The sequence below is a fragment of the Parasedimentitalea marina genome, from assembly GCF_004006175.1.
Classification (GTDB): Bacteria; Pseudomonadota; Alphaproteobacteria; order Rhodobacterales; family Rhodobacteraceae; genus Parasedimentitalea; species Parasedimentitalea marina.
In genome coordinates this window covers 3,830,702-3,854,610 of record NZ_CP033219.1, presented here as the reverse complement: position 1 = coordinate 3,854,610, position 23,909 = coordinate 3,830,702, and the positions used below count along the sequence as shown (strand labels likewise).

At 57.5% G+C, this 23,909-nt stretch carries 26 protein-coding genes; 16 read left to right on the top strand and 10 right to left on the bottom strand.

All coding sequences use genetic code 11. From position 1 onward, the window contains the following. Window positions 1-85 precede the first annotated feature (85 nt). Together EBB79_RS18540 and EBB79_RS18535 are read right to left on the bottom strand one after the other, a co-directional pair. Window positions 86-1,408 (bottom strand): ammonium transporter family protein, encoded by a 1,323-nt coding sequence (locus tag EBB79_RS18540; protein ID WP_127750312.1) that lies wholly within the window; start codon window positions 1,406-1,408, stop codon window positions 86-88. A gap of 28 nt (window positions 1,409-1,436) precedes the next feature. Then, window positions 1,437-1,775 (bottom strand): P-II family nitrogen regulator, encoded by a 339-nt coding sequence (locus EBB79_RS18535; RefSeq protein WP_127750311.1) that lies wholly within the window; start codon window positions 1,773-1,775, stop codon window positions 1,437-1,439. Between the two features lie 267 nt (window positions 1,776-2,042). On the opposite strand from EBB79_RS18535, the gene EBB79_RS18530 reads away from it, so the two are divergent. Beyond that, window positions 2,043-4,316, top strand: a complete 2,274-nt coding sequence (locus EBB79_RS18530) for a transglycosylase domain-containing protein (RefSeq protein WP_127750310.1) — start codon at window positions 2,043-2,045, stop codon at window positions 4,314-4,316. Window positions 4,317-4,575: 259 nt separating this feature from the next. On the opposite strand, the gene EBB79_RS18525 is transcribed toward EBB79_RS18530, so the two are convergent. Together EBB79_RS18525 and EBB79_RS18520 are read right to left on the bottom strand one after the other, a co-directional pair. Beyond that, window positions 4,576-5,184 carry an MlaC/ttg2D family ABC transporter substrate-binding protein gene (locus EBB79_RS18525; protein WP_127750309.1) on the bottom strand — a complete coding sequence of 203 codons (609 nt, stop codon included), beginning with the start codon at window positions 5,182-5,184 and terminating at the stop codon, window positions 4,576-4,578. After that, window positions 5,174-5,953 (bottom strand): MlaA family lipoprotein, encoded by a 780-nt coding sequence (locus EBB79_RS18520; RefSeq protein ID WP_127750308.1) that lies wholly within the window; start codon window positions 5,951-5,953, stop codon window positions 5,174-5,176. The genes EBB79_RS18525 and EBB79_RS18520 overlap by 11 nt, the downstream gene beginning before the upstream one ends. Window positions 5,954-6,160: 207 nt before the next feature. Between EBB79_RS18520 and EBB79_RS18515 the strand changes: the two genes are divergently transcribed. The 6 genes from EBB79_RS18515 (at window position 6,161) to EBB79_RS18490 (ending at window position 12,029) form a co-directional block, all read left to right on the top strand. Continuing rightward, complete coding sequence (locus tag EBB79_RS18515; RefSeq protein WP_127750307.1) at window positions 6,161-7,894, top strand: type I secretion system permease/ATPase; 1,734 nt, start codon at window positions 6,161-6,163, stop codon at window positions 7,892-7,894. After that, window positions 7,891-9,195, top strand: a complete 1,305-nt coding sequence (locus EBB79_RS18510) for an HlyD family type I secretion periplasmic adaptor subunit (RefSeq protein ID WP_127750306.1) — start codon at window positions 7,891-7,893, stop codon at window positions 9,193-9,195. Before EBB79_RS18515 ends, EBB79_RS18510 begins: the two co-directional genes overlap by 4 nt. A gap of 82 nt (window positions 9,196-9,277) precedes the next feature. Then, complete coding sequence (locus tag EBB79_RS18505; protein WP_127750305.1) at window positions 9,278-9,736, top strand: RidA family protein; 459 nt, start codon at window positions 9,278-9,280, stop codon at window positions 9,734-9,736. Further along, entirely contained in the window at window positions 9,733-10,506 is a 774-nt protein-coding gene (locus EBB79_RS18500) for a glycerophosphodiester phosphodiesterase family protein (protein ID WP_127750304.1), read from the top strand. Before EBB79_RS18505 ends, EBB79_RS18500 begins: the two co-directional genes overlap by 4 nt. Window positions 10,507-10,551: 45 nt before the next feature. Then, a complete protein-coding gene (locus EBB79_RS18495; RefSeq protein WP_127750303.1) occupies window positions 10,552-11,739 on the top strand; it encodes a GNAT family N-acetyltransferase in 1,188 nt (395 codons plus the stop codon). Next, window positions 11,736-12,029, top strand: coding sequence for a 4a-hydroxytetrahydrobiopterin dehydratase (locus EBB79_RS18490; protein WP_127750302.1), 294 nt, complete (start codon window positions 11,736-11,738; stop codon window positions 12,027-12,029). The genes EBB79_RS18495 and EBB79_RS18490 overlap by 4 nt, the downstream gene beginning before the upstream one ends. 48 nt (window positions 12,030-12,077) lie before the next feature. On the opposite strand, the gene EBB79_RS18485 is transcribed toward EBB79_RS18490, so the two are convergent. After that, complete coding sequence (locus tag EBB79_RS18485) at window positions 12,078-12,566, bottom strand: peroxiredoxin (protein WP_127750301.1); 489 nt, start codon at window positions 12,564-12,566, stop codon at window positions 12,078-12,080. 94 nt (window positions 12,567-12,660) lie between these two features. Here EBB79_RS18485 and EBB79_RS18480 point away from each other — a divergent pair, with 94 nt between their 5' ends. From EBB79_RS18480 to EBB79_RS18470, 3 genes are read left to right on the top strand one after another with little or no spacing between them, the layout of a single operon-like run. After that, window positions 12,661-13,872 carry an NAD(P)/FAD-dependent oxidoreductase gene (locus EBB79_RS18480; RefSeq protein WP_127750300.1) on the top strand — a complete coding sequence of 404 codons (1,212 nt, stop codon included), beginning with the start codon at window positions 12,661-12,663 and terminating at the stop codon, window positions 13,870-13,872. After that, window positions 13,869-14,423 (top strand): 16S rRNA (guanine(966)-N(2))-methyltransferase RsmD, encoded by a 555-nt coding sequence (gene rsmD / locus EBB79_RS18475; RefSeq protein ID WP_127750299.1) that lies wholly within the window; start codon window positions 13,869-13,871, stop codon window positions 14,421-14,423. The genes EBB79_RS18480 and rsmD overlap by 4 nt, the downstream gene beginning before the upstream one ends. Window positions 14,424-14,478: 55 nt before the next feature. Further along, window positions 14,479-15,156: an HAD family hydrolase gene (locus EBB79_RS18470; protein ID WP_127750298.1), complete on the top strand. Its 678-nt coding sequence runs from the start codon at window positions 14,479-14,481 to the stop codon at window positions 15,154-15,156. A gap of 101 nt (window positions 15,157-15,257) precedes the next feature. Here EBB79_RS18470 and EBB79_RS18465 read toward each other — a convergent pair whose 3' ends face one another. The 4 genes from EBB79_RS18465 to EBB79_RS18450 form a co-directional block, all read right to left on the bottom strand. Further along, window positions 15,258-15,932, bottom strand: coding sequence for a hypothetical protein (locus tag EBB79_RS18465; RefSeq protein ID WP_127750297.1), 675 nt, complete (start codon window positions 15,930-15,932; stop codon window positions 15,258-15,260). 158 nt (window positions 15,933-16,090) lie between these two features. After that, a complete protein-coding gene (gene map / locus EBB79_RS18460) occupies window positions 16,091-16,900 on the bottom strand; it encodes a type I methionyl aminopeptidase (RefSeq protein ID WP_127750296.1) in 810 nt (269 codons plus the stop codon). Window positions 16,901-16,984: 84 nt separating this feature from the next. Further along, complete coding sequence (gene sfsA, locus EBB79_RS18455; protein ID WP_127750295.1) at window positions 16,985-17,686, bottom strand: DNA/RNA nuclease SfsA; 702 nt, start codon at window positions 17,684-17,686, stop codon at window positions 16,985-16,987. Window positions 17,687-17,724: 38 nt separating this feature from the next. Next, window positions 17,725-18,477 carry an SDR family NAD(P)-dependent oxidoreductase gene (locus tag EBB79_RS18450; protein WP_127750294.1) on the bottom strand — a complete coding sequence of 251 codons (753 nt, stop codon included), beginning with the start codon at window positions 18,475-18,477 and terminating at the stop codon, window positions 17,725-17,727. Window positions 18,478-18,579: 102 nt separating this feature from the next. On the opposite strand from EBB79_RS18450, the gene EBB79_RS18445 reads away from it, so the two are divergent. The 5 genes from EBB79_RS18445 (at window position 18,580) to EBB79_RS18425 (ending at window position 22,144) form a co-directional block, all read left to right on the top strand. Next, complete coding sequence (locus EBB79_RS18445) at window positions 18,580-19,116, top strand: TetR/AcrR family transcriptional regulator (RefSeq protein ID WP_127750293.1); 537 nt, start codon at window positions 18,580-18,582, stop codon at window positions 19,114-19,116. Window positions 19,117-19,188: 72 nt separating this feature from the next. Next, complete coding sequence (locus tag EBB79_RS18440; RefSeq protein ID WP_127750292.1) at window positions 19,189-19,911, top strand: competence/damage-inducible protein A; 723 nt, start codon at window positions 19,189-19,191, stop codon at window positions 19,909-19,911. Then, a complete protein-coding gene (locus EBB79_RS18435; RefSeq protein WP_127750291.1) occupies window positions 19,908-20,633 on the top strand; it encodes a GNAT family N-acetyltransferase in 726 nt (241 codons plus the stop codon). Before EBB79_RS18440 ends, EBB79_RS18435 begins: the two co-directional genes overlap by 4 nt. Before the next feature lie 6 nt (window positions 20,634-20,639). After that, a complete protein-coding gene (locus EBB79_RS18430; protein ID WP_127750290.1) occupies window positions 20,640-21,212 on the top strand; it encodes a peroxidase-related enzyme in 573 nt (190 codons plus the stop codon). Further along, window positions 21,209-22,144 carry an OmpA family protein gene (locus EBB79_RS18425; protein ID WP_127750289.1) on the top strand — a complete coding sequence of 312 codons (936 nt, stop codon included), beginning with the start codon at window positions 21,209-21,211 and terminating at the stop codon, window positions 22,142-22,144. The genes EBB79_RS18430 and EBB79_RS18425 overlap by 4 nt, the downstream gene beginning before the upstream one ends. An 81-nt stretch (window positions 22,145-22,225) precedes the next feature. Here the strand turns inward: EBB79_RS18425 and EBB79_RS18420 are convergent, their stop codons facing one another. Beyond that, window positions 22,226-23,131, bottom strand: coding sequence for a LysR family transcriptional regulator (locus EBB79_RS18420; RefSeq protein WP_127750288.1), 906 nt, complete (start codon window positions 23,129-23,131; stop codon window positions 22,226-22,228). Window positions 23,132-23,413: 282 nt separating this feature from the next. On the opposite strand from EBB79_RS18420, the gene EBB79_RS18415 reads away from it, so the two are divergent. Then, the gene (locus EBB79_RS18415) at window positions 23,414-23,854 is read left to right on the top strand and encodes a DUF4399 domain-containing protein (RefSeq protein WP_127750287.1); all 441 of its coding nucleotides are present in this window, start codon (window positions 23,414-23,416) and stop codon (window positions 23,852-23,854) included. Window positions 23,855-23,909 lie beyond the last annotated feature (55 nt).

Sequence of the window (23,909 nt, the reverse complement as noted above, 5' to 3'; positions counted from 1 at the left end):
CAAGCTCTGCCTCAATCGTCGGCGCCAAACGAAAAACGCAGCCCCCGCAAGGGCCGCGCGTTCTTCCACTTACCTGACAGCTGGATCAGCTCTTGGAGAACTCAGGGTATGCTTCCATGCCCAGCTCGGCCATGTCGAGACCATTGATTTCGTCCTCTTCGCTGACCCGGATGCCGATGATGGCCTTCAGCGCCAGCCAGACAACGGCAGAGACGACAGAGACAAAGACACCAACAATCAGAACTGATTTCAGCTGTACAATGAACGACGCGTCACTGTTGCTGAGTGGAACAATCAGCGTACCAAAGATACCAGCGCCCAGGTGAACCGGGATGGCGCCCACAACGTCGTCGATTTGGAATTTGTCCAGCAGGGGAACAACCACGACCACGATCACACCACCTGCAGCACCAATCAGCGTGGCCAGACCCAGCGAGGGTGTCAGCGGTTCAGCGGTGATCGACACCAGACCGGCAAGGGCACCGTTTAGGATCATTGTCAGGTCAGGTTTCCGGTACAGGAACTGCGTCAGCAGCATTGCAGCAACCGCACCACCAGCCGCAGCGGCATTGGTGTTGGAAAAGATCCGGCTGATGTCCGCAACATTGGCGGCTGTGTCCATATAAAGCTGCGATCCGCCGTTAAAGCCAAACCAGCCCATCCACAGGATAAACGTACCCAGAGTGGCCAGCGGCAGGTTAGAGCCGGGCATCGGAATGGTTCTGCCGCCTTTGTATTTGCCGATACGCGGACCCAGGATCAGCGCGCCAACCAACGCAGCCCAACCCCCAACCGAGTGTACCACTGTGGAGCCGGCGAAATCTAGGAAGCCCATCGCATCCAGGAAACCACCGCCCCATTTCCAGGAGGCCTGGATCGGATAGATGAATGCGGTCAGAATGATCACAAAGATCAGGAATGGCCACAGCTTGATCCGTTCGGCCATTGTCCCGGACACGATCGACGCGGTGGCAGCGCAGAACATCAGCTGAAAGAAGTAGTCAGCGCCAACTGAGGCATAGCTCAAGTCAGTTTCAACTCCGGCCAGGCCAACAGGCTCTAGCCCGGTCATCGAAAACGCGCCCAGAATGCCGGTGATGGTCCAGGCGTCACCGGGGTACATCAGATTGTAGCCAACCGCGTAATAGGCAATGCCCGCCAGTGAAAACAGGCCCATGTTCTTGGTCAGCTGCATGGTCACGTTTTTGCCGCGCACCAGGCCCACTTCCAACATGGTAAAGCCTGCGGCCATCCAGAACACCAGCACACCGGCGACCAGGAACATGAAAGTGGTGAGGATATAGCCAATTTCGGCATTCGGCGGGGTGACATCCACATCCTGCGCAAAGCCGATCGCCGGCAGCGCGATCAGCGCCGCTGCAGCGAGGGGGAGTTTGAATTTGTTCATTGTATCGTCCTTTTCCTAAGCGTTGCGCTTAGAGCGCTTCCAGATTTGTCTCGCCGGTGCGCACGCGCACTGCCTGAGCCACATCCAGTACAAAAATCTTTCCGTCACCGATCTTGCCGGTGCGTGCAGTGTTTGTGATGGTCTCGACAACCTGGTCGGCCTGATCGGCTGCAACCACGATTTCCAATTTCATCTTGGGTACGAAATTTACTTCGTATTCCGCTCCGCGATAAATCTCGGTGTGGCCCGCCTGCGCGCCAAACCCCTTGATTTCTGTTACCATCAGTCCCGCAATGCCGATGTCGGTCAACGCCTCGCGGACTTCCTCCAGCTTGAACGGTTTGATGGCAGCTATGATCATTTTCATCTCAGCATCCTTTTCCCTAGCGTTTCCCCGGGCGTCTTGCCCAAATCTCTGCCCCTGCAAACAAGCGCGTGAAAAGGCGCTTGGGAATGCTGGGGCCGGTGAGGCACGGCCAGTTTGAGGCAAAGGCGCAATAAAAATGCTCAATTTGTGAGCATTGCCTAATTTTTATTCACTCAACAAAGGAAGGCAGGCCGCAAATCGCTCTCAACAAAGCAATGCAGAGCGGGTATGGTGTGAAAAAACGGGCAAACCGGGCAGGATATCGGCATGGCACAAGGATCAGGGCGCAAGCCTTTGGTAGCAGATAAGCGTTACGCAGGCGGTGGTCGCAAGACCCCCGCCCGAAAACCTGTGCGCAAAAGAAAACCAAAAGGCAAAGGCTGGTTTGGCTTTCTGTTTGGCCGTGGCAAGAGTGCAAAACCAAAAACGACAGGGCGTAGGGCAAGTGCAAATAAGCCGGCACCCCGAAAAGCCTCCCCTAAAAAAACGGCAAAACGCAAACCCACGGGATTTTTCGGCCGCATCCGCGCGGCTTTCGTTGGCCTGTTGGGATGGATCTTTGGCCTGTTCTGGGCGCTGACCTGGCGGGTGGGTATGGTCGTTGGACTGCTGGTCGCCCTGGCGGTTGGATATCAGTACCAGAAACTACCCGAACTCAATGCGCTGCTGGATGGTCGTGCACGCGGTTCGGTGACAATGCTGGATCGCAACGGCGAGGTCTTTGCCTGGCGCGGTGATCAGTTTGGCGGCGTGGTGACCACGCAAACAGTCTCGCCGCATCTGAAAAACGCCATTGTCGCAACCGAGGATAAACGATTCTTCAGCCACTTTGGCGTCTCGCCAAGGGGTGTCGCAAGCGCCGTACGGATCAACCTGCGTGCAGGTCGTGGCCCGCTGTCAGGCAATGGTGGCTCTACCATCACGCAGCAGTCGGCAAAACTACTCTGTCTGGGTGTGCCCTATGATGTCGATGTCTGGGACAGCGAAAAGGCCTATGAGGCGGATTGCCGTCAGGGATCGTTGTGGCGCAAAATCACCGAGGCGATTTATGCGCTGGCCATGGAGAGCAAATACTCCAAGGATGAAATTCTGACGATCTATATGAACCGCGCGTTTCTGGGCGCTGGTGCCCGTGGATTCGAGGCCGCCAGTCAGCGGTATTTTGGCAAGTCAGCTGCCGAAATCAACCCGGCCGAGGCAGCAATGCTGGCAGGTTTGCTGAAGGCGCCAACGCGCTATGCGCCAACCAACAACCTGCAACGCTCGCAGGATCGTGCGCAGGTGATTGTTGGGCTGATGCGCGATCAGGGCTATCTGACGGCGGCCCAGGCGCAGGATGCACGGGACAATCCAGCCCAACTAAGCGAAGCTGCGGCGGCCCGTGCCGGGGGCTATTTCGCGGACTGGGTGATGGACAAGATCCCCAGTTTCTTTGGGGATCAAACCACCGAAGATGTGATTATTCGCACCACGCTGGACCAACGTCTGCAAACCTCTGCCGAAGAGGCGCTGGCCTATATCTTTGAAAACAAAGTCCGCGAGGGCTCAAAGGCGCAGGCGGCCATTGTGGTGATGAGCGCGGATGGTGCCGTGCGGGCCATGGTTGGCGGCCGCTCGACCCGGGTATCAGGTGTGTTCAACCGCGCCACTCAGGCTCGGCGGCAAACGGGATCGGCCTTCAAGCCCTTTGTTTACGCAACGGCGCTTGAACTGGGGTACTCGCCCCTGGATATGGTGTTGGATGCAAAATATTGCCTGAACATTGCGGGCTCAGGGCAATGGTGCCCCAAGAATTATACTCATAAATTCTATGGCGAAGTGACCCTGGCGCGGGCGTTGCGTGATTCACTGAATATTCCGGCTGTAAAGATATCCGAGGCCGTGGGCCGTGATCTGGTGCGCCAGGTGGCGGGAGACTTTGGGCTGACCAGTGACCTGGCCGATGGTCCGGCGCTGGCGCTGGGCGCGTCGGAAAGCACCCTGATTGAAATGACCGGTGCATATGCGGGGATCCTGAATGGCGGCTCGTCCGTTACACCATACGGTTTGGTCGAGTTGCAGTTGATGGGAGATGACGCGCCCATGATCGGCAGCAGTGGCGGTATGGGGGAACGGGTGATTCAAACCAGCGCAGCGCAACAGCTGACATGGATGATGGAACAGGTTGTCTCCGGTGGGACAGGCGCGCGCGCGCAATTGCCGGGGTGGCAGGTGGCGGGCAAGACCGGAACCACCCAAGCAGCACGCGACGCCTGGTTTGTAGGCTTTACGGCTGAATATGTGGCCGGAGTGTGGATGGGATACGACGACAACACGCCACTGTCTGGTGTCACCGGCGGTGGATTGCCAGCCGAGATCTGGCAGGAAACCATGGTGCGCGTGCATGAAGGATTGACGCCCGTCGCGCTGCCGATGCAGGCACCGGCGCCAATAGTACCTCAACCACAACCTGATCGCCGACGACGCAACAATGGAAACAATGTGGGCCAGGATGTCGGGCGGGCCGTGGATGGATTTCTGAAAAACCTGTTTGGCAATTGAATTGCCAGCCTAGGCAAAGCTCCCGCCCGTCGCGGCCTCCTAACGGAGGCACTGCTCCCGTTGGGCGTGGCGCCGCGCATGCGCGGCGCCACGCCCAAGACCGTAAGGTCCGTCGGCGCAGCCGATGGTCCGCGCGGGCGCGGGAGCCTTTGATGAGGTGTCGGTCATGCAGGTGTCACGCGCCGCTGCGGGCGAAGTCCGACCACAGTGCTAACTCGTATGGACCGTCGTTAAATAGCTGGTTGAGCTGTTGCTTGGCTCAGCTCAGCTTTTTCAGATCCGTGATCAGAGTATCGATGTTCCCCTTGCGGTGATCCAGCATTGCACCGATTTCAGTGCGCTCGGTCAGTAGCAGGTTCACCCCTTCGATGAACATATTGAAGAACTTGTCCTTGCCGGATTTGTCCGACACCAGAAATGTCACCTCAAATGGCGCCTGTCCCTGCAGGGTGGCGATGGATTTGACCTCATAGCCGGCACGGATTTTACGGGTGGATTTCACCTCGATGCCGCCGCCGATGAATTCCCGGAACCGTTTGCCGTATTTGCGCGAGATATATCCCTGAAACGCCTTGGTGAAAGCCCGCATCTGGGACTTTGACGCGCGTCGACCGTCAACGCCAAGGGCATATTGTGCCATGATCGGCACATCAGCATAGCGGATAAAGATCTTTTCAAAGTCCCGGATCATCGCGGATTCGGACTTGCCCGAGGCTATGACCTTATTGATATCGCGGACCACGCTGCCGACGAGGGCGCGGGCGCCAGTTTCGCTGAGCGCGAAAACGGGGAAGGGCAGGGCAGCCAGACCCAGGCCTGAAATGGCGGTTGTCAGGACGCTGCGGCGGTTAAACAAGTTACTCGGCATAGATATCCTCATATGGGTCGGAGTAGGGATCGCCAAAGACCCCGTCATAAGAATCCTGGTCGCCGCCCAACTCAAAACGGCGGCTTTGCAGGTAGATCAACCGGGCCTGAGCATAGCTGTCAGCACTCTCGTACAAAATCGAGTCGATTGTAGCAGAATAATTACCGCGGTCGCCCATCCGGCGCACGATCTCGGCGTAAACACCTATGTTATCGGCGGGGTTTTGCCGGGCAAAGGTGATTGGGTTGGTGAAAAAGTCCGCAACAACACCCACAGCATCGCGTGTGGTTGACGGGCCATAGAGCGGCAGCTCGACGTAGGCCCCTTCACCAAAGCCCCAAACATGCAGTGTTTCGCCAAAATCAGTGTTGACCCGTGCCATTTTGAAATCCGAGGCAGGGTCAAACAGGCCGCCAATGCCCAGTACGGTGTTGATCAGGAATCTAGACACTGCAAGGCCGGTTTGAGGCAGATCACCCTGCATCAGTGAGTTCACGGCTTGGCCGGGCATTGACAGGTTTTCCGCAAACAGGCCGAACGACGTGACGATTTCGGGGGGTACTACGGCCACATACCCATTGGACGCCGGTCGAAACAGAGAACGATCGACGGCGAGGTTGAAATCATGAATAGAACGGTTGGTTCCCTCATAGGGATCAAAAACCTCGCCTGCTGCCCGCGCTTCAGGGCTTTGACCCGCACAGCCAGCGGTCAATCCGGTCAATAGCAGGGCAACAAGAAGAAAAGTTTGTCGCAACGTCAAGATCATCTGTCTGTGTGTCCGTTTCTTAATCCAATGCCCAGCGGGCCGGGCTTGATCTATAGGTAATCATCCGGGTTCCCATAGGTCATATAAAATGTTTGTTTTGTTGTGACAGATTTGGGACATATTACAAGGTAACCGGCAGAAAATAGGCGGGTAGTTTCCACTGGACTGATACAGCGTTAGTACGGGCGCTTTTATTACAGGCGAATTATGACCAAGACAGTATTCAAGGACGGATTAGACGAGCTGCGGTCGATTCGACGTCGCAGCCGAAGTCTTTATTGGACTGTTGGGATCTTCAGCTTTTTTGCCAATATGCTGATGCTGACGGGTCCACTGTACATGATGCAAGTCTATGATCGGGTGCTGGGTAGCCGATCAGAGCAGACCCTGGTCGCGTTGTCTATTCTTGTCGTGTTTCTCTATGGCATGATGGGCCTGCTGGATTACTCGCGTGGTCGGATCATGGCGCGGGTTGGGGCGCGGTTTCAGGCGGCTCTGGATCGGCGTGTCTTTGACGCAATGATCCGGCGCTCGGCGGTGACCCCGGATCCCGTGGCGCAGACCGGGTTGGCGGATCTGGAATCCGTACAGCGATTGATCTCGTCACCGGTGCTGATGGCCGCTTTTGACATGCCGTGGACGCCAGTGTTCCTGGCTGGAATTGCGTTGTTTCATCCCTGGTTGGGCATGTTGGCCCTGGGGGGTGGTGTGGTGCTTGTCAGTATTGCCCTGCTGAACCAACTGTTTTCACGCACGCCGCAAATGCAGGCGAATGTGAAAGCTCATCGGGCTGGCCTTATGTCCGAGGAAATTCGCACCGAAGCTGAAATGATACAATCCATGGGGATGCGCGGTGCTGCCTTTGGACGGTGGAAGGTCGCCCGTGACGCGGCGCTGGTCGAAAGCATCGCCGCCACGGATGTTGGTGGTAGCTTCACGTCGCTGACCAAGACACTGCGATTGTTCCTGCAGTCGGCGATGTTGGGTCTTGGCGCTTATCTTGTGTTACAGGGAGAGGTGTCGCCGGGCGCGATGATTGCAGGTTCAATCTTGATGGGTCGGGCCTTGGCGCCAATTGAACTGGCCCTTGGTCAATGGGTGCTGGTCCAGCGGGCCCAAAAAGGTTGGGGGAGTTTGGCTGAATTACTGACCAAAGTCCCCGAAGAACAAGAGCGCACTGCCCTGCCGAAACCCAAAGCTCGGCTGGAGATTCAGGCAGTGACAGTGGTTCCGCCTGGAGACAAGACGCCACAATTGCGAAACCTTTCGTTCAAGGTGGAGCCGGGGCAGGCGCTGGGTGTGATCGGTCCTTCAGGCTCTGGCAAATCAACCTTGGCCCGGGCGATAACCGGAGTATGGCGGGCCGCGGCGGGGACTGTCCGATTGGACGGTGCAGCGCTGGAACAATATGCGCCGGATGTGCTGGGCCAGCACATCGGTTACCTGCCGCAACGCGTGCAGCTGTTCGAAGGCACTATTGCACAAAACATTGCCCGGCTGGCTGACCTTCCGGACTCGGAGAAAGTTGTCGCTGCGGCAAAGAAGGCGGCCGCCCATGACATGATTACCAAACTGCCCGAGGGCTATGACACCCGGATAACGGCGGGTGGTGGGCGCTTGTCAGGTGGGCAAATGCAGCGGATCGCCCTGGCGCGGGCCCTGTATGATGACCCGGTGATTGTCATTCTGGATGAACCAAACTCTAACCTGGATAACGAGGGATCGGTCGCTTTGAACACGGCCATCAAGCAGTTGAAGGCCGAGGGAAGGTCTGTGCTGATTATGGCCCACCGGCCTGCGGCGATACAGGAATGTGACTTGTTGCTGGTGGTGGATCAGGGCAATCAGACGGCCTTTGGCCCCAAGGACGATGTCCTGCGCCAGATGGTGGCGAACCATCAGAACATCCAAAAAACGGCAGCAGCAAGGCAGGCGCAATGAGTGAAGAAAACACATGGTCTGCCCGCCGCCCGATTATTATCGGACTGGTCGGCCTGTTTCTGCTGGTTGGCGGCTTTGGTACCTGGTCCGTTATGTCGTCGATTGCCGGCGCTGTTGTGGCCTCGGGCCGCATCGAGGTCGATCAAAACCGCCAGGTTGTGCAGCATCTGGATGGTGGCATTGTTTCGGACATTCTGGTGCAAGAAGGCGACACCGTGGCCCAGGGGGCTCTATTACTGCGGCTGGATGCCAACAGATTGCAATCGCAACTTGTGATCACCGAAGGTCAGCTGTTTGAAATTGTTGCTCGGCGTGGACGCCTGGAGGCTGAGCGGGACGAAACGGATGGCATCACATTTGAGCCGGACCTGATTGAGTTGGCTCTGGCCCGACCCGAAGTCGATGAGTTTATGGCGGGCCAAACGCGACTGTTTATTGCCCGGCAAGATTCGGCCGCACGGGAAATCGAACAGCTGGAAAAGCGGCGGGCGCAGATCCGCGATCAGATAGTTGGGGTAAAGGCGCAGCAGGAATCGATGGTTCTTCAGCTGGAACTGATCGGTGAGGAACTGAAAAATCAGCAAACATTGCTGGACCGTGGGTTGGCGCAGGCGGGGACTGTTCTGAACCTGCGTCGCACCTCGGCTGATCTTCAGGGTTCTTTGGGGGAGCTGATCGCAACCGAGGCACAGGCCGAAGGTCGCATTACCGAAACTGAGATTGAAATTCTGAAACTGGGGACCCGTCAGCGTGAAGAGGCGATCACCCGGCTGCGCGACCTGCGTTACCAAGAGTTGGAACTGGTCGAGACGCGACGGTCGCTGATCGAACAACTGGAACGGCTGGACATCAAGGCGCCGGTATCTGGAATTGTTTATGGATTGCAGGTTCATACGCCCCGGTCAGTGATACGCCCGGCCGAGCCGGTGTTGTATCTGGTGCCACAGGATCGCCCCTTGGTCGTGGCGGCGCAGGTGTCGCCGATCAACATTGATGAAGTCTATGTGGGCCAATCGGTGACGCTCCGGTTCTCGACGCTGGATCAACGGGCAACGCCGGACCTGTTTGGCATCGTTACGCTGATCTCGGCTGATGCTTTCGAGGACGAAACCAGCCGTCAGTCCTATTACCGCGCTGAAATTGAATTGAAGGAAGGCGAGATCACCAAACTGCCCGAGGGTGTCGTTCTGGTCCCTGGAATGCCGGTGGAAAGCTATATTCGAACCGCTGACCACTCGCCGCTGTCCTATTTGATCAAGCCGCTGGCCGACTACTTTGTCAAAGCATTCCGCGAGAGCTGAGACCGGCCTGCGTTTTTCCCTTTCGGCTGAATTGCATCCCGAGTAGCGTCGCCGGCGAAACACTTGTTGGAGGATTGATGTCATGGGTTTTGAAGCGAAACTGAACGAACTGGGTGTGACCCTGCCTGATGCTCCGGCTCCGGCTGCCAATTATGTACCCTATGTTGTCGTGGGCGACATGGTTTATGTCTCGGGGCAGATCTCGGCAGATAGTGCGGGTCTGATCACAGGCACATTGGGTGCGGATATGGATGTTGAAGCAGGCGCAGCGGCGGCTAAAACCTGTGCCATATCGTTGCTGGCGCAAGTGAAGGCGGCCTGCGGTGGGGATCTGGACCGGCTGGTGAAGGTTGTGAAGCTGGGCGCTTTTGTGAACTCAACCGATGGTTTTACGCAGCAGCCAATGGTGGTGAATGGTGCGTCGGACTTTATGGTTGCGGCACTGGGCGATACCGGCCGCCATGCGCGCTCGGCCGTTAGCTGCCCCTCGTTGCCGCTGGGTGTTGCAGTTGAGATCGACGGGGTCTTTCAGATCAAATGACGCTGGCACTCCCCGCGGATTTCCTTCGGTTGCCCATTGCGCATCGTGCCCTGCATGATGTGACGGATGGGCGACCGGAGAACAGCCTTGCCGCTATCCGCGCGGCGATTGCCGCGGGCTATGGTATCGAAATTGACCTGCAGCTGAGTGCTGACGGACATGCGATGGTGTTCCATGATTATAATCTGGAGCGGCTGGCAGAAGGCAGCGGGCCGATCAACCTGCTGACCCGAGAGCAGGCACAGGCCATCCCGCTGATCGGCGGTGACGGTGAAGGTATTCCGGATCTGGCCACGGTGTTGGATCTGGTTGCCGGTCAAGTGCCGCTGCTGATTGAGGTCAAGGATCAGGATGGTCAGCTTGGTCCCGATGTTGGCGCGCTGGAACGGGCGGCGGCTGAGGCATTGAAAGGCTACTCAGGTCTGGTGGCGTTGATGTCGTTTAACCCAAATTCAGTGGCTGAATTGGCCCGGTTGTCGCCGGAAGTCCCACGGGGCATTGTGACCAGTGCCTATGATCTTGCCTCCTGGCCGGAACTGACCGGCCCGATTTGCGACCGGCTTCGTGAAATGCCGGACCTTGACCGGGTTGGGGCCAGCTTTATCAGCCATGAGGCCAGTGATCTGTCGCGACCATTGGTGCGGCAAACGCGCGACACGGGGCTGCTGATCCTGTGCTGGACTGTTCAATCGGAGGCCGAGGAGCGCGCCGCGCGAGCCTTTGCCGATAATGTGACCTTTGAGGGCTATCTTTCCCCTTTGCCGGGTTGATAGCCGGGTGTCTCTGCCCAAGTATTGCAGGGGCAAGGGGGATCTATGGATCAAGCGCAAATTGAAATTCAATTACTAGGCTCACTGGCACAGATAGGCGCAGATGAGTGGGACGCATGTGCTTGCCCCGAGGCAGCGGACGGGGGCCGCCCCAACGATCCCTTCACCACCTACCGGTTTCTCTGCGCACTGGAAGACAGCGGGTCGGTGGGTCGTGGCACCGGGTGGCAACCGCAGTATCTAACGGCTTATCTGGACGGACAACTGATCGGTTGCGCGCCGATGTATGCCAAGTCGCACAGTCAGGGCGAGTATATTTTCGACCACAACTGGGCGCATGCCTTTGAACAGGCAGGTGGGCGATATTACCCGAAATTGCAAATGGCAGTGCCCTTTACGCCGGTCACAGGTCGGCGATTGCTGGTGCGCCCCGGGTTCGAAGGTGTTGGTCATTCGGCGCTGGTGCAAGGGGCAGTGCAACTGGCCGCAAATAACAAACTGTCCTCGCTGCATGTGACATTCTGCACCGACGAAGAGGCCAGGGCGGGTGCGCAAATGGGACTGATGCCGCGCCTGACGCAGCAGTTTCACTGGCTCAATCAGGGTTATCACAAATTTGACGACTTCCTAGCCAGCCTGTCGTCGCGAAAACGCAAGAATATCCGCAAAGAGCGGGCTCAGGCGCAGGGGTTCGGCGGTGAAATCGAGGTGTTCAGTGGCGCTGACCTGCGGCCTGAACATTGGGATGCATTCTGGACCTTCTATCAGGATACCGGCGCGCGCAAATGGGGGTCGCCCTATTTATCCCGCAGCTTCTTCGACATTGCACAAGACACCATGGCAGATGACATGGCACTGATTCTGGCGCGGCGGGACGGAGATTATGTGGCCGGTGCGCTGAATTTCATTGGCCGTGACACGCTTTATGGCCGATATTGGGGATGCAGTGAGCACCATCCCTGCCTTCATTTCGAACTGTGCTACTATCAGGCTATGGATCTGGCAATCTCGATGGGGTTGGCGCGGATCGAGGCTGGCGCTCAGGGCGAGCACAAGCTGGCGCGCGGATATTTGCCGACGCAGACACATTCCTTGCATTGGCTGGGGGATCCCGGCTTTGCTGATGCAGTGGCCCGGTATCTGGAAGCGGAACGTTTGGCGATTGAAGAAGAGATTGAGATCCTGACCGACTATGGGCCGTTCAAAAAGCTAGAGGTGGAGGAACAGCAATGACCGAGAAACTGTCAGACGCAACCCGGGGGCCATTGTTGGACCCATTGTTCCAAACAGGGTGGACCTTGCTTGGGGATCGTGATGCGATCATCAAAACCTATAAGTTTAACACGTTTGTTGACGCTTTTGGCTGGATGACCCGGGCCGCGATCTGGGCAGAGAAATGGAACCACCATCCCGAGTGGAGTAACATTTACAACAAGGTGACAGTGGTACTGACGACCCATGACGTGGGCGGGGTTAGTTCGCAGGATGCCAAATTGGCGCGAAAGTTTGACAGCCTGGTCTAAGATAAAAAGCCCCGGACCCGCCGGGGCTTTGGTGTGTTTGGGCAATGATCAGACCATTGCCTCTAGCAGGCCTTCGCCGGCGGTCAATTCGCAGACGCCGGGACCTTGTTCCATCTGCAGGATCTTCACTTCACCATTTTCGACCAGCATCGCATAGCGGATCGAGCGGGCAAGCAGCCCGGCGGCGGCGGCATCAAAACGCATGCCCATGGCCTCGGTCAGGCTGCAGTCGGCATCGGCCAGCATGGTGATACCGGCTTGGGAAGCGCCAGTTTCTTTGCCCCAGGCGGCCATCACAAAGGGATCATTGACCGAAATGCAGATGATCTCGTCGACGCCTTTGGCGATGAACTGGTCCTTGGTGCGGATAAAGCTGGGGACATGGGCGGCACTGCAGGTTGGGGTATAGGCACCCGGGACCGCAAAGATCGCTACAGTGCGGCCCTTGGTCTTGTCGGCAATGGAAATCGGCTCCGGACCATGGGCTCCCATCTGCACCAATGTGGCCTTTGGTAGCTTTTCGCCTACTGAAATCATCTGCGCCTCGTCACTTATGTTTGCGTTTTGGATGGACCCGCATATAGGGTCCGGCTGAACCGGGATAACAACAGAACACGGAGGCAAGGGCAACATGAGCCACATCGTTGTGATAGGAGCAGGGCAGGCGGGTTCTTCGCTGGTTGCCAAGCTGCGCAAAGACGGGTTTGACGGCGAGATCACTCTGATTGGGGCCGAGACTGCATTGCCTTATCAGCGCCCGCCGTTGTCAAAGGCCTATCTGTTGGGGGACATGGCGCTGGAGCGGTTGTTTTTGCGGCCCGAGAGCTTTTATGCCGATAACAATATCACGCTGAAACTGGGCCAACCGGTCACAGCTATTGATGCGACTGCCAAGACAGTCAGCATTGGTGACGAAGTGATTGCCTATGATCATCTGGCACTGACCACCGGATCAGATCCGCGCCGCCTGCCTGCGGCGATTGGGGGGGATCTGGACGGCGTGTTTGTGGTGCGTGGGCTGGGTGACGTGGACGCGATGGCACCGTCGGTGACCGAAGGCGCCCGCACGCTGATCGTTGGTGGCGGCTATATCGGGCTAGAGGCCGCAGCAGTGTGCGCCAAGCGCGGTGTGAACGTGGTGCTGGTCGAAATGGGAGACCGAATTTTGCAACGGGTCGCAGCCCCCGAAACATCAGATTATTTCCGCAACCTGCATGGCGCCCATGGGGTCGACATCCGCGAAGGCGTTGGGCTGGAGCGCTTACTGGGCAAGGACGGCAAAGTCACCGGTGCGGTGCTGAGCGATGGGTCTACGCTGGAGTTGGATTTTGTCGTTGTAGGTGTTGGTATTACGCCCGCTACGCAGCTGGCCGAAATGGCTGGTGTGACGCTGAACAACGGGATCGAAACGGATGCACAGGGGCGAACTTCGGATGCCTCGATCTGGGCGGCCGGCGATTGTGCCTCGTTTCCCTATCAGGGCGGGCGCATTCGGCTGGAAAGCGTGCCCAACGCCATCGATCAGTCTGAGATCGTGGCGCAGAACATCATGGGGACAGGTAAAGAATACGCAGCCAAGCCGTGGTTCTGGTCTGACCAGTATGACGTTAAGCTGCAGATCGCCGGACTGAACACCGGCTATACCCATGTGGTCACCCGTCCCGGTGCAGGCGCATCGGTGTCGTTCTGGTATTTCAGGGATGACCAGTTGCTGGCGGTGGACGCGATGAATGATCCGCGCGCCTATATGGTGGGCAAGCGGTTGATCGATATGGGTAAAACATGTGATCCCTTGGTCGCAGCAAATCCCGACACTGACCTGAAGTCCCTGCTGAAAGCATGAGGATCATCGCCGGAGATTTTCGCGGTCGTGCCCTTGCCGCTGTGGGCAAGGGCGACGCAGGCGCACATTTGCGCCCCACGACCGACCGGGTGCGCGAAAGTCTGTTCAATGTTTTGAACAATACCGGGGTCATTCCGGGTGCACGGGTTTTGGACCTGTTTGCTGGCACCGGAGCGTTGGGGTTGGAGGCGCTGTCAAGGGGGGCCTCCTGGGTGAGCTTCGTTGATGATGGGCGGGTGTCATCGGGCCTGATCCGCAAGAATATCGACATCACGGGTAGTAAGGATAGCACCAGTTTGATCAAGCGGGACGCGCTGAAGCTGCCCCGCAATCCGGATGCGCCGTATGATTTGATTTTTCTGGATCCGCCTTATGGCAAAGGCCTGGGCGAAAAAGCCCTGGAGGTGGCTGCCGATGCGGGCTGGATCGATGACGAGGCATTGGTGGTCTGGGAAGAAAGCACCCCGATGGCCGCGCCAGAGGGCTATCAATTACGCGACAGTCGTAAGTATGGTGACACCCATATCACCCTGATGTGGCGGGATATTTAGAGCGAACTTGGCCCTCTGCGCGGTGTTGTTTTGTATTAAAATAGGATTTCGATGAATGCCAACGACTTTCCCTACCCCCAAACTGGTGATTTTTGATTGTGACGGCGTTCTGGTCGATAGTGAGGTCGCGTCAAACGAAGTGCTGGTGGCCAATCTGACGCGCTATGGTCTGCAGTTGACCCTTGCGGAGTGTATGGAGTTGTTTGTTGGCGGCACTATGAAAGGTGTGATGGCCAAGGCGCGGGACATGGAGGCAGATCTGCCCGCGGACTGGGTCGCTGATGTGTATCAGGAGATTTACACCAGACTGAAGCAGGGCGTGCCGCTGGTTGACGGTATTCCTGGGCTTCTTGCTATGCTGGACACGCGGGGCATTCCGGTTTGTGTGGCCTCGAATGGCAGCGAGGAGAAGATGCGGATCACACTGGGTCCGAGTGGTCTGTGGCAGCGCTTTCACCCTAACGCGATATTTTCGGCGCATACGCTGGGGGTTGCCAAGCCCGAACCGGGGCTGTTTCTGGCGGCGGCCAGCCATTTTGACGTTCAGGCGCGGGACTGTTTGGTGATTGAGGACAGTGCAACCGGGGCGCGGGCGGCGTCGCGGGCCGGTATGCGCTGCCTGGGATATGCGCCCGAAGGGACCGGAGCAAAGCTGCTAGAACAGGGCGCCGAAGTGTTTGGCGCCATGCATCAAGTGCCGGGGCTGATTGGGTTGAGTGACGCCGGGGCGTAGTTGGGGGGCGCTGCCCCCCTCTTGCCGCTGGGGCGGCAATTCACCCCCTGGGATATTTATGGCCAGATGAAAGGGATTGAGATCAGGCTGTGACGCAAGGGCTATTCATAGGTGAAGCTATCCAATACGCGCCCCCCTAAGGTTTCGGGCAATTGCTCGGGGCCACTCATCGGCACCAAAGTGCGGTTGATGTTGTGCAGGATGAAGTAGCTTTCGGCGCGGTCCGGATGGGGAATGGCAACCAGTTGTAGCACCATTGGACCGTTGGATGGGTCGGTGTAGGTGCCCAGAAGTTCAACCGCGCGCATGCCGTTGACGGCAATCTCAAGGGTGCTGATGATTTTGGCATCTGTGAAACCCTGGACCGCCGAAGGATAGGCCGATTGTGTCAGGGCCTTGGCGGCGCTTTGCAGTCGGATGGGCATTGGGTCACTGCTGCCCTGGGGGATTGGAAAGCTTGCATCGATCACATGGAAGTTCTCGATGAATTTTCGTCCGGATGGGTCTTTGGTGGCGAAAGTGAATTTGACAATGCCACCGCTGGGGCGACCGTCGGCGATCAGCTCGACATCCGAGCGGACCGGGATCTGCAAGGCAAAGGGTACGTCAATCGGGATGTTGTATTTGGCGGTGTAATCCGCATTAAACCGAAAAATCCGATTGAGATAGGCCCCTTCGTAACTGAACAGATTGAAGGAGAAGCTGGCGTCCTGGGACTGTGCTGCGGGCGCGAAGCCCAGCAGCGCCAACGCGGTTATGGCGGCTTTAATACTCATGACAAATCACCTTGTTAAAACAAGGCTCAGCTTAGAGTATTTGCAGGTTTCGTCAAATATTGGGAGTTGGTGCGGGAGTTATTGGCCGCCTGGTCCACATGGCCTGGTCCACATCGCCCGGTCCCTGTCAGGCGATGTGGCAGTCGAATTGTGAGAAATCAGCCGTATGTTGGGTGAAATTTATCACCGGGTGACAGGGTGAAAACCTCGCAGCCGTCGGCCGTCACTCCAATTGAGTGTTCGAACTGGGCCGACAGGGATTTGTCACGCGTCACGGCGGTCCAGTCATCGGCCAGGATCTTGGTCTCGGGGCGGCCCAGGTTGATCATCGGCTCGATGGTGAAGAACATGCCTTCTTCAAGTGTGGGGCCGGTGCCGGGGCGACCGTAGTGCAACACGTTGGGTGGTGCGTGAAAGACCAGACCCAACCCGTGGCCACAGAAATCGCGGACCACGCTCATCCGTTGGCTTTCAGCATAGGCCTGAATGGCATGACCGATGTCGCCAAAGGTATTGCCGGGCTTCACTGCCTCGATGCCCTTCATCAGCGAGTCATGGGTGACCTGGATCAGGCGCTTTGCTTTGAGGGGGAGTTTGCCTGCCACAAACATCCGGCTGGTGTCGCCGAACCACCCATCGACAATCACAGTGACGTCGATGTTGAGGATATCGCCATCCTTCAGCTTTTTGTCGCCGGGGATGCCATGGCAAACCACGTGGTTCACCGAGATGCAGCTGGCGTGCTGATAGCCCTTGTAACCGATGGTGGCCGACGTGGCGCCAGCATCTTCGACCATTTTTGTGATCAAGCCGTCGATCGCGCCAGTGGTTTGGCCAACAAAAATATGCGCCGTAATATCGTCGAGAATGCGGGCGGCCAATTCCCCGGCCACATGCATGCCGGCATAGTCGGCCTGTTGGTAAATGCGAATGCCGTCCTTGGTCGTCCGGCCATCGTTATTTCTCATCTAGATGGGCTCCATCGCTGCAGTCTTAGACTGCTTTCTAGGGGTATTGGCGCCAAAGGGCCATAGCCTGTGATACGACATCTGTCAGGCTGCGGGAATGGCAGCGCCAAGGGTAATCTCATCCGGTGATATATTGGTTGTGTAGATCAGTCTTTCAACACCTGCGGCCCTAGCCTGGGCAAAGGCCGCCGCGTAGGTGGGGTCAATGTCGGCGGCCAGTTGGAAGCGGTGGCAATCGGTGCGTTGCACCAGATAGAGCATCACGGCCCTATGGCCCTGTTGCGCCATATTGGCCAATTCGCCCAGGTGCTTGGTGCCGCGCTTGGTGACGCTGTCGGGGAATTCAACCAGCCCGGGCTGGCGCGACAGGGTGGCGCTTTTGACTTCGACGTAGCAGTCCGGCAGGCCCGGTTGAGTGAGCAGAAAGTCGATGCGGCTGTTCTCGCCGTATTTGACCTCGGGTCGAATGGTTTCATAGGCAGCCAATTCGGCAATACCCTGGGAGTCTAGTGATGTGCGCAGCGCCCGGTTGGGGACAGAGGTGTCGACGCCGGTGAAATGGCCGTTCTTATGCTCGATCAGGCGCCAGCCGTAGTTCAGCTTTTTCTTGGGGTCGTCGTTCGGCTCTAGCCAGATCCGAATCCCGGGCTCTGCCATCCCCATCATCGAGCCGGGATTGGCGCAATGCGCGGTGACTTCGCTGCCGTCGTCTAACAGGCAATCGGCCAGGAACCGTTTGTAGCGGCGGATCAATGTGGCGGGGATGAGGGGCGTGGCAAATTTCATGGCACCTGCCTAGCGCACCCCCGCCTGGTGTCAAAGCATCAGTTGCGGCCGGCCATGACGCCGCCGTCTACATCCCAGATGGCACCGGTAACCCAAGCAGCCTGATCCGACAGCAAATGAACCACGGTGGCAGCAACATCTGTTGGCCGGCCAACCCGGCCAATGGGGTGAAAGGCATCAAAGGCGCCGGTCAGCGTGTCCTCTATCTGGTCTGGGTCAATGAAGGCGCCATAGATCGGGGTGACAACAACAGCAGGAGAGACCGCGTTGACGCGAATGCCATGGTCTCCCAACTCCATTGCCAGATGCTGGGTCAGCGCGTGCAACCCGGCCTTGGCCATGGAGTAGGCCGACGACGGTGTCGCCTTGATCGCCTGTTTCGCCCACATTGACCCAATGTTGACGATCGAGCCACCACCGTGAGCCTTCATGTTTTCGGCGACGGCCTGAGTGATGAAAAAGGTCGCCCGGTTCAAACCCATGTAGGCGTCAAAATCCTCGCCCGTATGGTCAAGAAACGGTTTGGGGGCGAAAATGCCGGCGGCATTTACCAATTGGCTGATATGGCGCTTGCTCGTTTTAAGGTCGGCGGCAAAGGCATCAGTTGCCTGCGCATCGAGCAAGTCCAGTTGGGCTGTTTCCACCAGATTACCCAGTTCAGCCTTGGCGGCGTCCAGCTTTGCCGCTGATCGGCCGACCAATGTGACGTGTTGGCCTTGGGCGGTCAGATGTCGGGCGGTTTCAAACCCCATACCGCTGGAGCCGCCGATGATGAGTGTTGTCGTAGTCATGACGTTCTTCCTTTTACCTACCTATCGATAGGTAGTCATATTGCGATTGCATGATGATCCGTCAACCCCTATCTGCAGGTAGGTAGATAAAAAGAGGGCAGCATGACCTATTCAGAAACCGCCAGCCGCATCCTGGACAGCGCTGAACGGATGGCGCGACAGGGTGGCTATAACAGTTTCTCTTTTCGCGAGATCGCTGCCGAAATCGGTATCAAGTCGGCCAGTGTGCATTACCACTTTGCCAACAAGGAAGTATTGGGAGCGGCGTTGGCGGATCGCTATACCAATCGGTTCCTGGCGGCGCTGGGCGCGCCAACAGCCGAGCGGCCGGATGAAATGCTGCGTCGTTACACCGCCAGCTATCGTCAAGCGCTGGTAGAGGACGGGCAAATGTGCCTCTGCGGTATATTTGGCGCTGAAATTCGCGGTCTGCCCGATCCTGTTGCACGTCAAACCCGGGCCTTTTTTGACCGAAACATCCATTGGCTGGGGCAGGTATTTCAGGCCAAGGGGCTAAAACCTGAAGATGCCGAAACCGAGGCCGCCTGCATGATTGCGGCACTTGAAGGAGCGATGATCCTGTCGCGAAGCCTGCAGGATGACGCTTTGTTTGACCGGATCACTGCCGGTTACAGTTGAAAACGGAACTGCGTGCTTGCCCTCGCGGCGGGGGGGCGTATCTTGCGGAAAAAATGCCGAAGGAGTGAGACAATGCCAAACCCTACCGCTGCCATGCTGGTCATTGGTGATGAGATCCTCTCGGGGCGTACACGTGATGCCAATATGTATTTTCTGGCGGGCGAATTGACCAAACACGGAATAAATCTGGCTGAAGTCAGAATTGTCAGCGATGACAGCGCGGCGATTGTCGCGGCAGTTCAGGCGCTGTCAGCTGGCTATGACCAGGTGTTTACCAGCGGCGGTATCGGCCCGACCCATGATGACATAACCGCTGACTGTATCTCGCAGGCCTTTGGGGCCCCAATTGATGTTCGCGATGACGCGCGGGCCCTTTTGGCCGCCCATTATGAGAAGACCGGTAAAGAGCTGAACGAGGCGCGTTTGCGTATGGCGCGTATCCCAGACGGCGCGACGTTGATTGATAACCCCGTCTCGGTTGCGCCGGGATTTACCCTTGGCAACGTGCATGTGATGGCCGGGGTGCCGATGGTGTTTCAGGCCATGGTGGCCTCGGTACTGCCGACATTGACCGGCGGGCAGCCGATGTTGTCGCAGACACTGCGGGTGCTGCGTGGCGAAGGCGACATCGCCCCGACACTTGGCGCATTGGCAGAGAGCTATGATGACCTGTCCATCGGCTGTTACCCGTTTCAGCAGGACGGCACATTTGGCGCCAATATTGTCATTCGCGGCACGACAGGCGCACGTATTGATGCCGCGATGACGCAATTGGCCAGGGAGCTGGAGCTTTGAACACAGATCCGCGGTTATATACAGTCGCCGAGTCGACATGGCCCTGCGTCCGACAGCTTCCCCTTGGGCCAATCACCCTGCGCGAAGGGCAGGGCGGTGGCAGCCGGGTGTCTGCGGCAACACTCAACGGTCCAGTGACAGACAGCGATATCGCCGCTGCGGAAACCGGCATGCGTGACATGGGGCAGGTGCCACTGTTCATGATCCGCGATGGCGAGGGTGAGCTGGATGTTCAACTGGCCGGGCGCGGCTATTCGGTGAAAGACCCCGTCAACCTGTGGTCCTGCCCGGTTTCCTTGCTGACCGATGTCAAAATTCCCCGGGTCACCACGTTTTGCATCTGGACGCCGCTGGCAATTCAGGCTGAAATTTGGGCGGCGGGCGGTATTGGTCCCGAGCGGCTGGCGGTGATGGACCGGGTCAAGGGGCCAAAGACGTCGATTCTAAGTCGCGGCAATGAACAACCCGCCGGAACCGCGTTCTGCGCCATCCACGACGGCACAGCGATGGTGCACGCGCTGGAAATTTTGCCACATCAACGTCGCAAAGGCATGGGGGTGTGGATGATGCGGCAAGCGGCCCTCTGGGCGCGCGATAACGGTGCCACGGAACTGACGGTGATATGTACCAAACGTAACACCGGTGCAAATGGTCTCTATGCTTCCCTCGGCATGACCTCTGTGGGACAGTATCATTATCGAATTTTGCCGAACGGAGACTGATCCAGAATGACCGATGAAACCATGCCCACCGCACTGGACCTGCCGATGGTGGACCCGCTGCCGCCGCAAACGCAAAAGTACTTTGATATCTGTATCGAGAAACTAGGCATGGTCCCTAACGTATTGAAGGCAAACGCCTTTGATATCGATAAGCTGAACGCATTTACCGGTATGTATAACGATGTGATGCTGGCGGATAGCGGGTTAAGCAAGCTGGAGCGAGAGATGATCGCGGTGGTGGTTTCGGCGATCAACAAGTGTTTTTATTGCCTTGTTGCCCATGGCGCGGCTGTGCGCCAGCTATCGGGCGATCCGATATTGGGCGAAATGCTGGTGATGAATTACCGGGTGGCGCCGCTGGATGACCGTCAGCGTGGGATGCTGGATTTTGCAACCAAAATGACCACCGCCAGCGCCGAGATTTCCGAGGCAGACCGGCAGGGGTTACGGGATGTTGGGTTTAGCGATCGTGACATCTGGGACATTGCCAATGTGACCGGATTTTACAACATGTCCAACCGGGTCGCCAGCGCCACAGGAATGGTGCCGAACGACGAATATCACAGCCAGTTCCGGTGATCCGCGCGCTTGCCATAGTCGGTGTTGCAGTGCTGGCCTTGCCGGTTCTGGCAAGCGAACTGATCTTGCCCGCAGGTGTCCAGTTCCTAAGCGAGCGGCAAAGCCCCTTGGCGCGGTATGCCCTGCCTACGGGCCCTGCGGCAGGCGACATCGTCCCGGTTCAGCATTTTGAAGGTCAGGTGCTGCGGCGCACTTGGCGTTTGACCGGGCAGACCAGCGCGATGCAGCTGTTTTCCCCGATGCGACAGCAGGTGCAGGATGCGGGCTATGAGGTCCTGTACCAATGCCAGGCCCGAGAGTGCGGAGGGTTTGATTTCCGATTTGGCATCGAAGTGGTGCCAGCGCCGGATATGACCGTGGATATTGGTGATTTCCTGTTCCTCTCTGCAACCAAAGGCGACAGCCAGGCGCTGTCGGTGCTGGTGTCCCGCTCGGGAAATACGACGTATATTCAAGTGATCGAAGTGGCCCCGGCCAGTTCTGATCCGATAGAGATTGCACCACTTGAGGCCGGAGTAGAGGTGAGTGCTTCAGATCAGCCCAGGCAGACCGATGAGGTCAGCTTGATGGAGGCCTTGACGTCCAATGGTCGCGTGGTGCTAGAGGGGCTGGAGTTTGAAACCGGGTCTGCGCGCCTTGGCACCGGGCCGTTCGATAACCTGACCAAACTGGCGGAGGTATTGGCGGCCTCTCCCGAAATGCGTATTTCGTTGGTTGGTCATACAGATAACGTTGGTGACCAGGACAAGAATACCACTTTGTCGCGCCAACGTGCCAATGCCGTCCGGGAAAGACTGTTGAAGCAGTTTGAGATCGATGGAGCTCGGATTGAGACCGCCGGTGTGGGGTATATGGCCCCACTGACCAGTAACTTGACTGCCAGTGGGCGGGACGCCAATCGCCGGGTCGAAGCGGTGCTGTTGTCGCAATAACGTTCCAGCGACGGGGTCGGCAACCACAGACAGAAAAGCCCCGCGCCAAAAGCACGGGGCAGATCACCGAGGGTCACTGGATTACCAGTCGCCGGCGCCCTTATCTGCAAAGGCGTGGACTAGAAAATCAATAAATGCGCGCACTTTGGGTTGGGTAAAGCGGCCGGGTGGATAGACGGCATAGATGCCTTGGGTTTCGATTGGCAGCGTTGGCATGACATCTTCGACCAAGCCCTCTGCCATCGCACTGGAATACAGGTAGCTGGGCAAATAGGCGATACCGAGGCCTGAAATGGCCGCGTTCAGCAGCGATTGGCCATCATTGACACTCAGCCAGCCGGCCGTGCGCACCTGACGCTTTTCGCCGGATGGCGCCGTAAGTTTCCACATATTGCCGCTGGATTGGTTCGAATAATGCAGCAGTTTATGCGTGTTCAAGTCGTCAATCTTTTGCGGTCGGCCAAACTTCTCCAGATATTCTGGCGAGGCAATCATCCGCTTGGTGGTCTCGGTCAATTTACGGGCGCGCAGGGTGCTGTCTTCCAGCTCACCAATCCGCAGCGCCATGTCGAAGCCTTCAGAGATCAGCTCTACAAATCGGTTGTTCAGGACCATGTTGACGGTGATGTCAGGGAAGTCGTTCAGGAATTCGGACAGGACCGGCGACAGATGGTTGACGCCAAAATCTGTGGCCACGGAAATGCGTAGCAGCCCGGAGGGTGCCGATTGCATCGAGGTCACCAGCGCGTCCGCTTCGCCAGCGTCGTTCAGCACCCGTCGCGCCCGGTCGTAATAGGCCAGACCAATCTCGGTTGGTGATACCCGGCGAGTTGTGCGATTCAGCAGGCGAGCACCCAAACGGGCCTCAAGGCTGGAAACGTGCTTTGAGACAGCAGACTTGGAAATACCCATCTTGCGCGCAGCGTCTGTAAACCCACCTTGGTCCACTACGTTGGCAAAGGCTTCCATTTCGGTCAGTCGGTCCATCTCGTTCCCCTCGAACATTCGGTTCTGTGACCGTGAATGACGGTGAATTCAGGCAACTTCGGGGCGCTGGTGGGATAATACCGGGGTTTTCGTGGGATCGTTGAGTCATTGGAAACGATCGCCAAGACCATGGCAAGTCGGTGAAAATCGACACATGGGTCATGTTTTAAAGGGCGATTGATCCTGAAACGTTTATCACAACGAGGCCCAGTTGCAGGTCGCAATTGCAGGGCGTGACGGTTAGGCTGATGCTATTATGGTTCCAGTTTAGAGGTAAGTCTGATGAAAACTATTACAGCGGCATTGATTGCAGCCAGTCTAGCCAGCCCGGTTTGGGCCGGAGGAGAGACCGCTTCGAACCCTGATGCGCAGGTCTATTTTGTAAACATTCAGGACGGTGATACCTTTGTCTCTCCGGTCAAAGTTGTATTTGGCCTGTCTGGCATGGGTGTGGCCCCGGCGGGCACCGAAAAGGAAAACACTGGTCACCACCATCTGCTGATTGATCGCCCTCCACTGGGGCAGGGCGAAGATGGTGTCGACGAATTGTCCAATGGCATTATGTCGGATGAGCAGCACCTGCATTTTGGCGGTGGTCAAACCGAGGCTTCAATTGATCTGGAGCCCGGCCAGCACACATTGCAACTGGTCTTGGGTGATTTGGGCCATGTGCCACATTCAAAGCCCATTGTCTCTGAAGTGATCACGATCATCGTTGAATGATCGCGGGCTGGTAGCGCGATGTGGCGGGATACTTCGGTCGCCGGCGAAACATCAC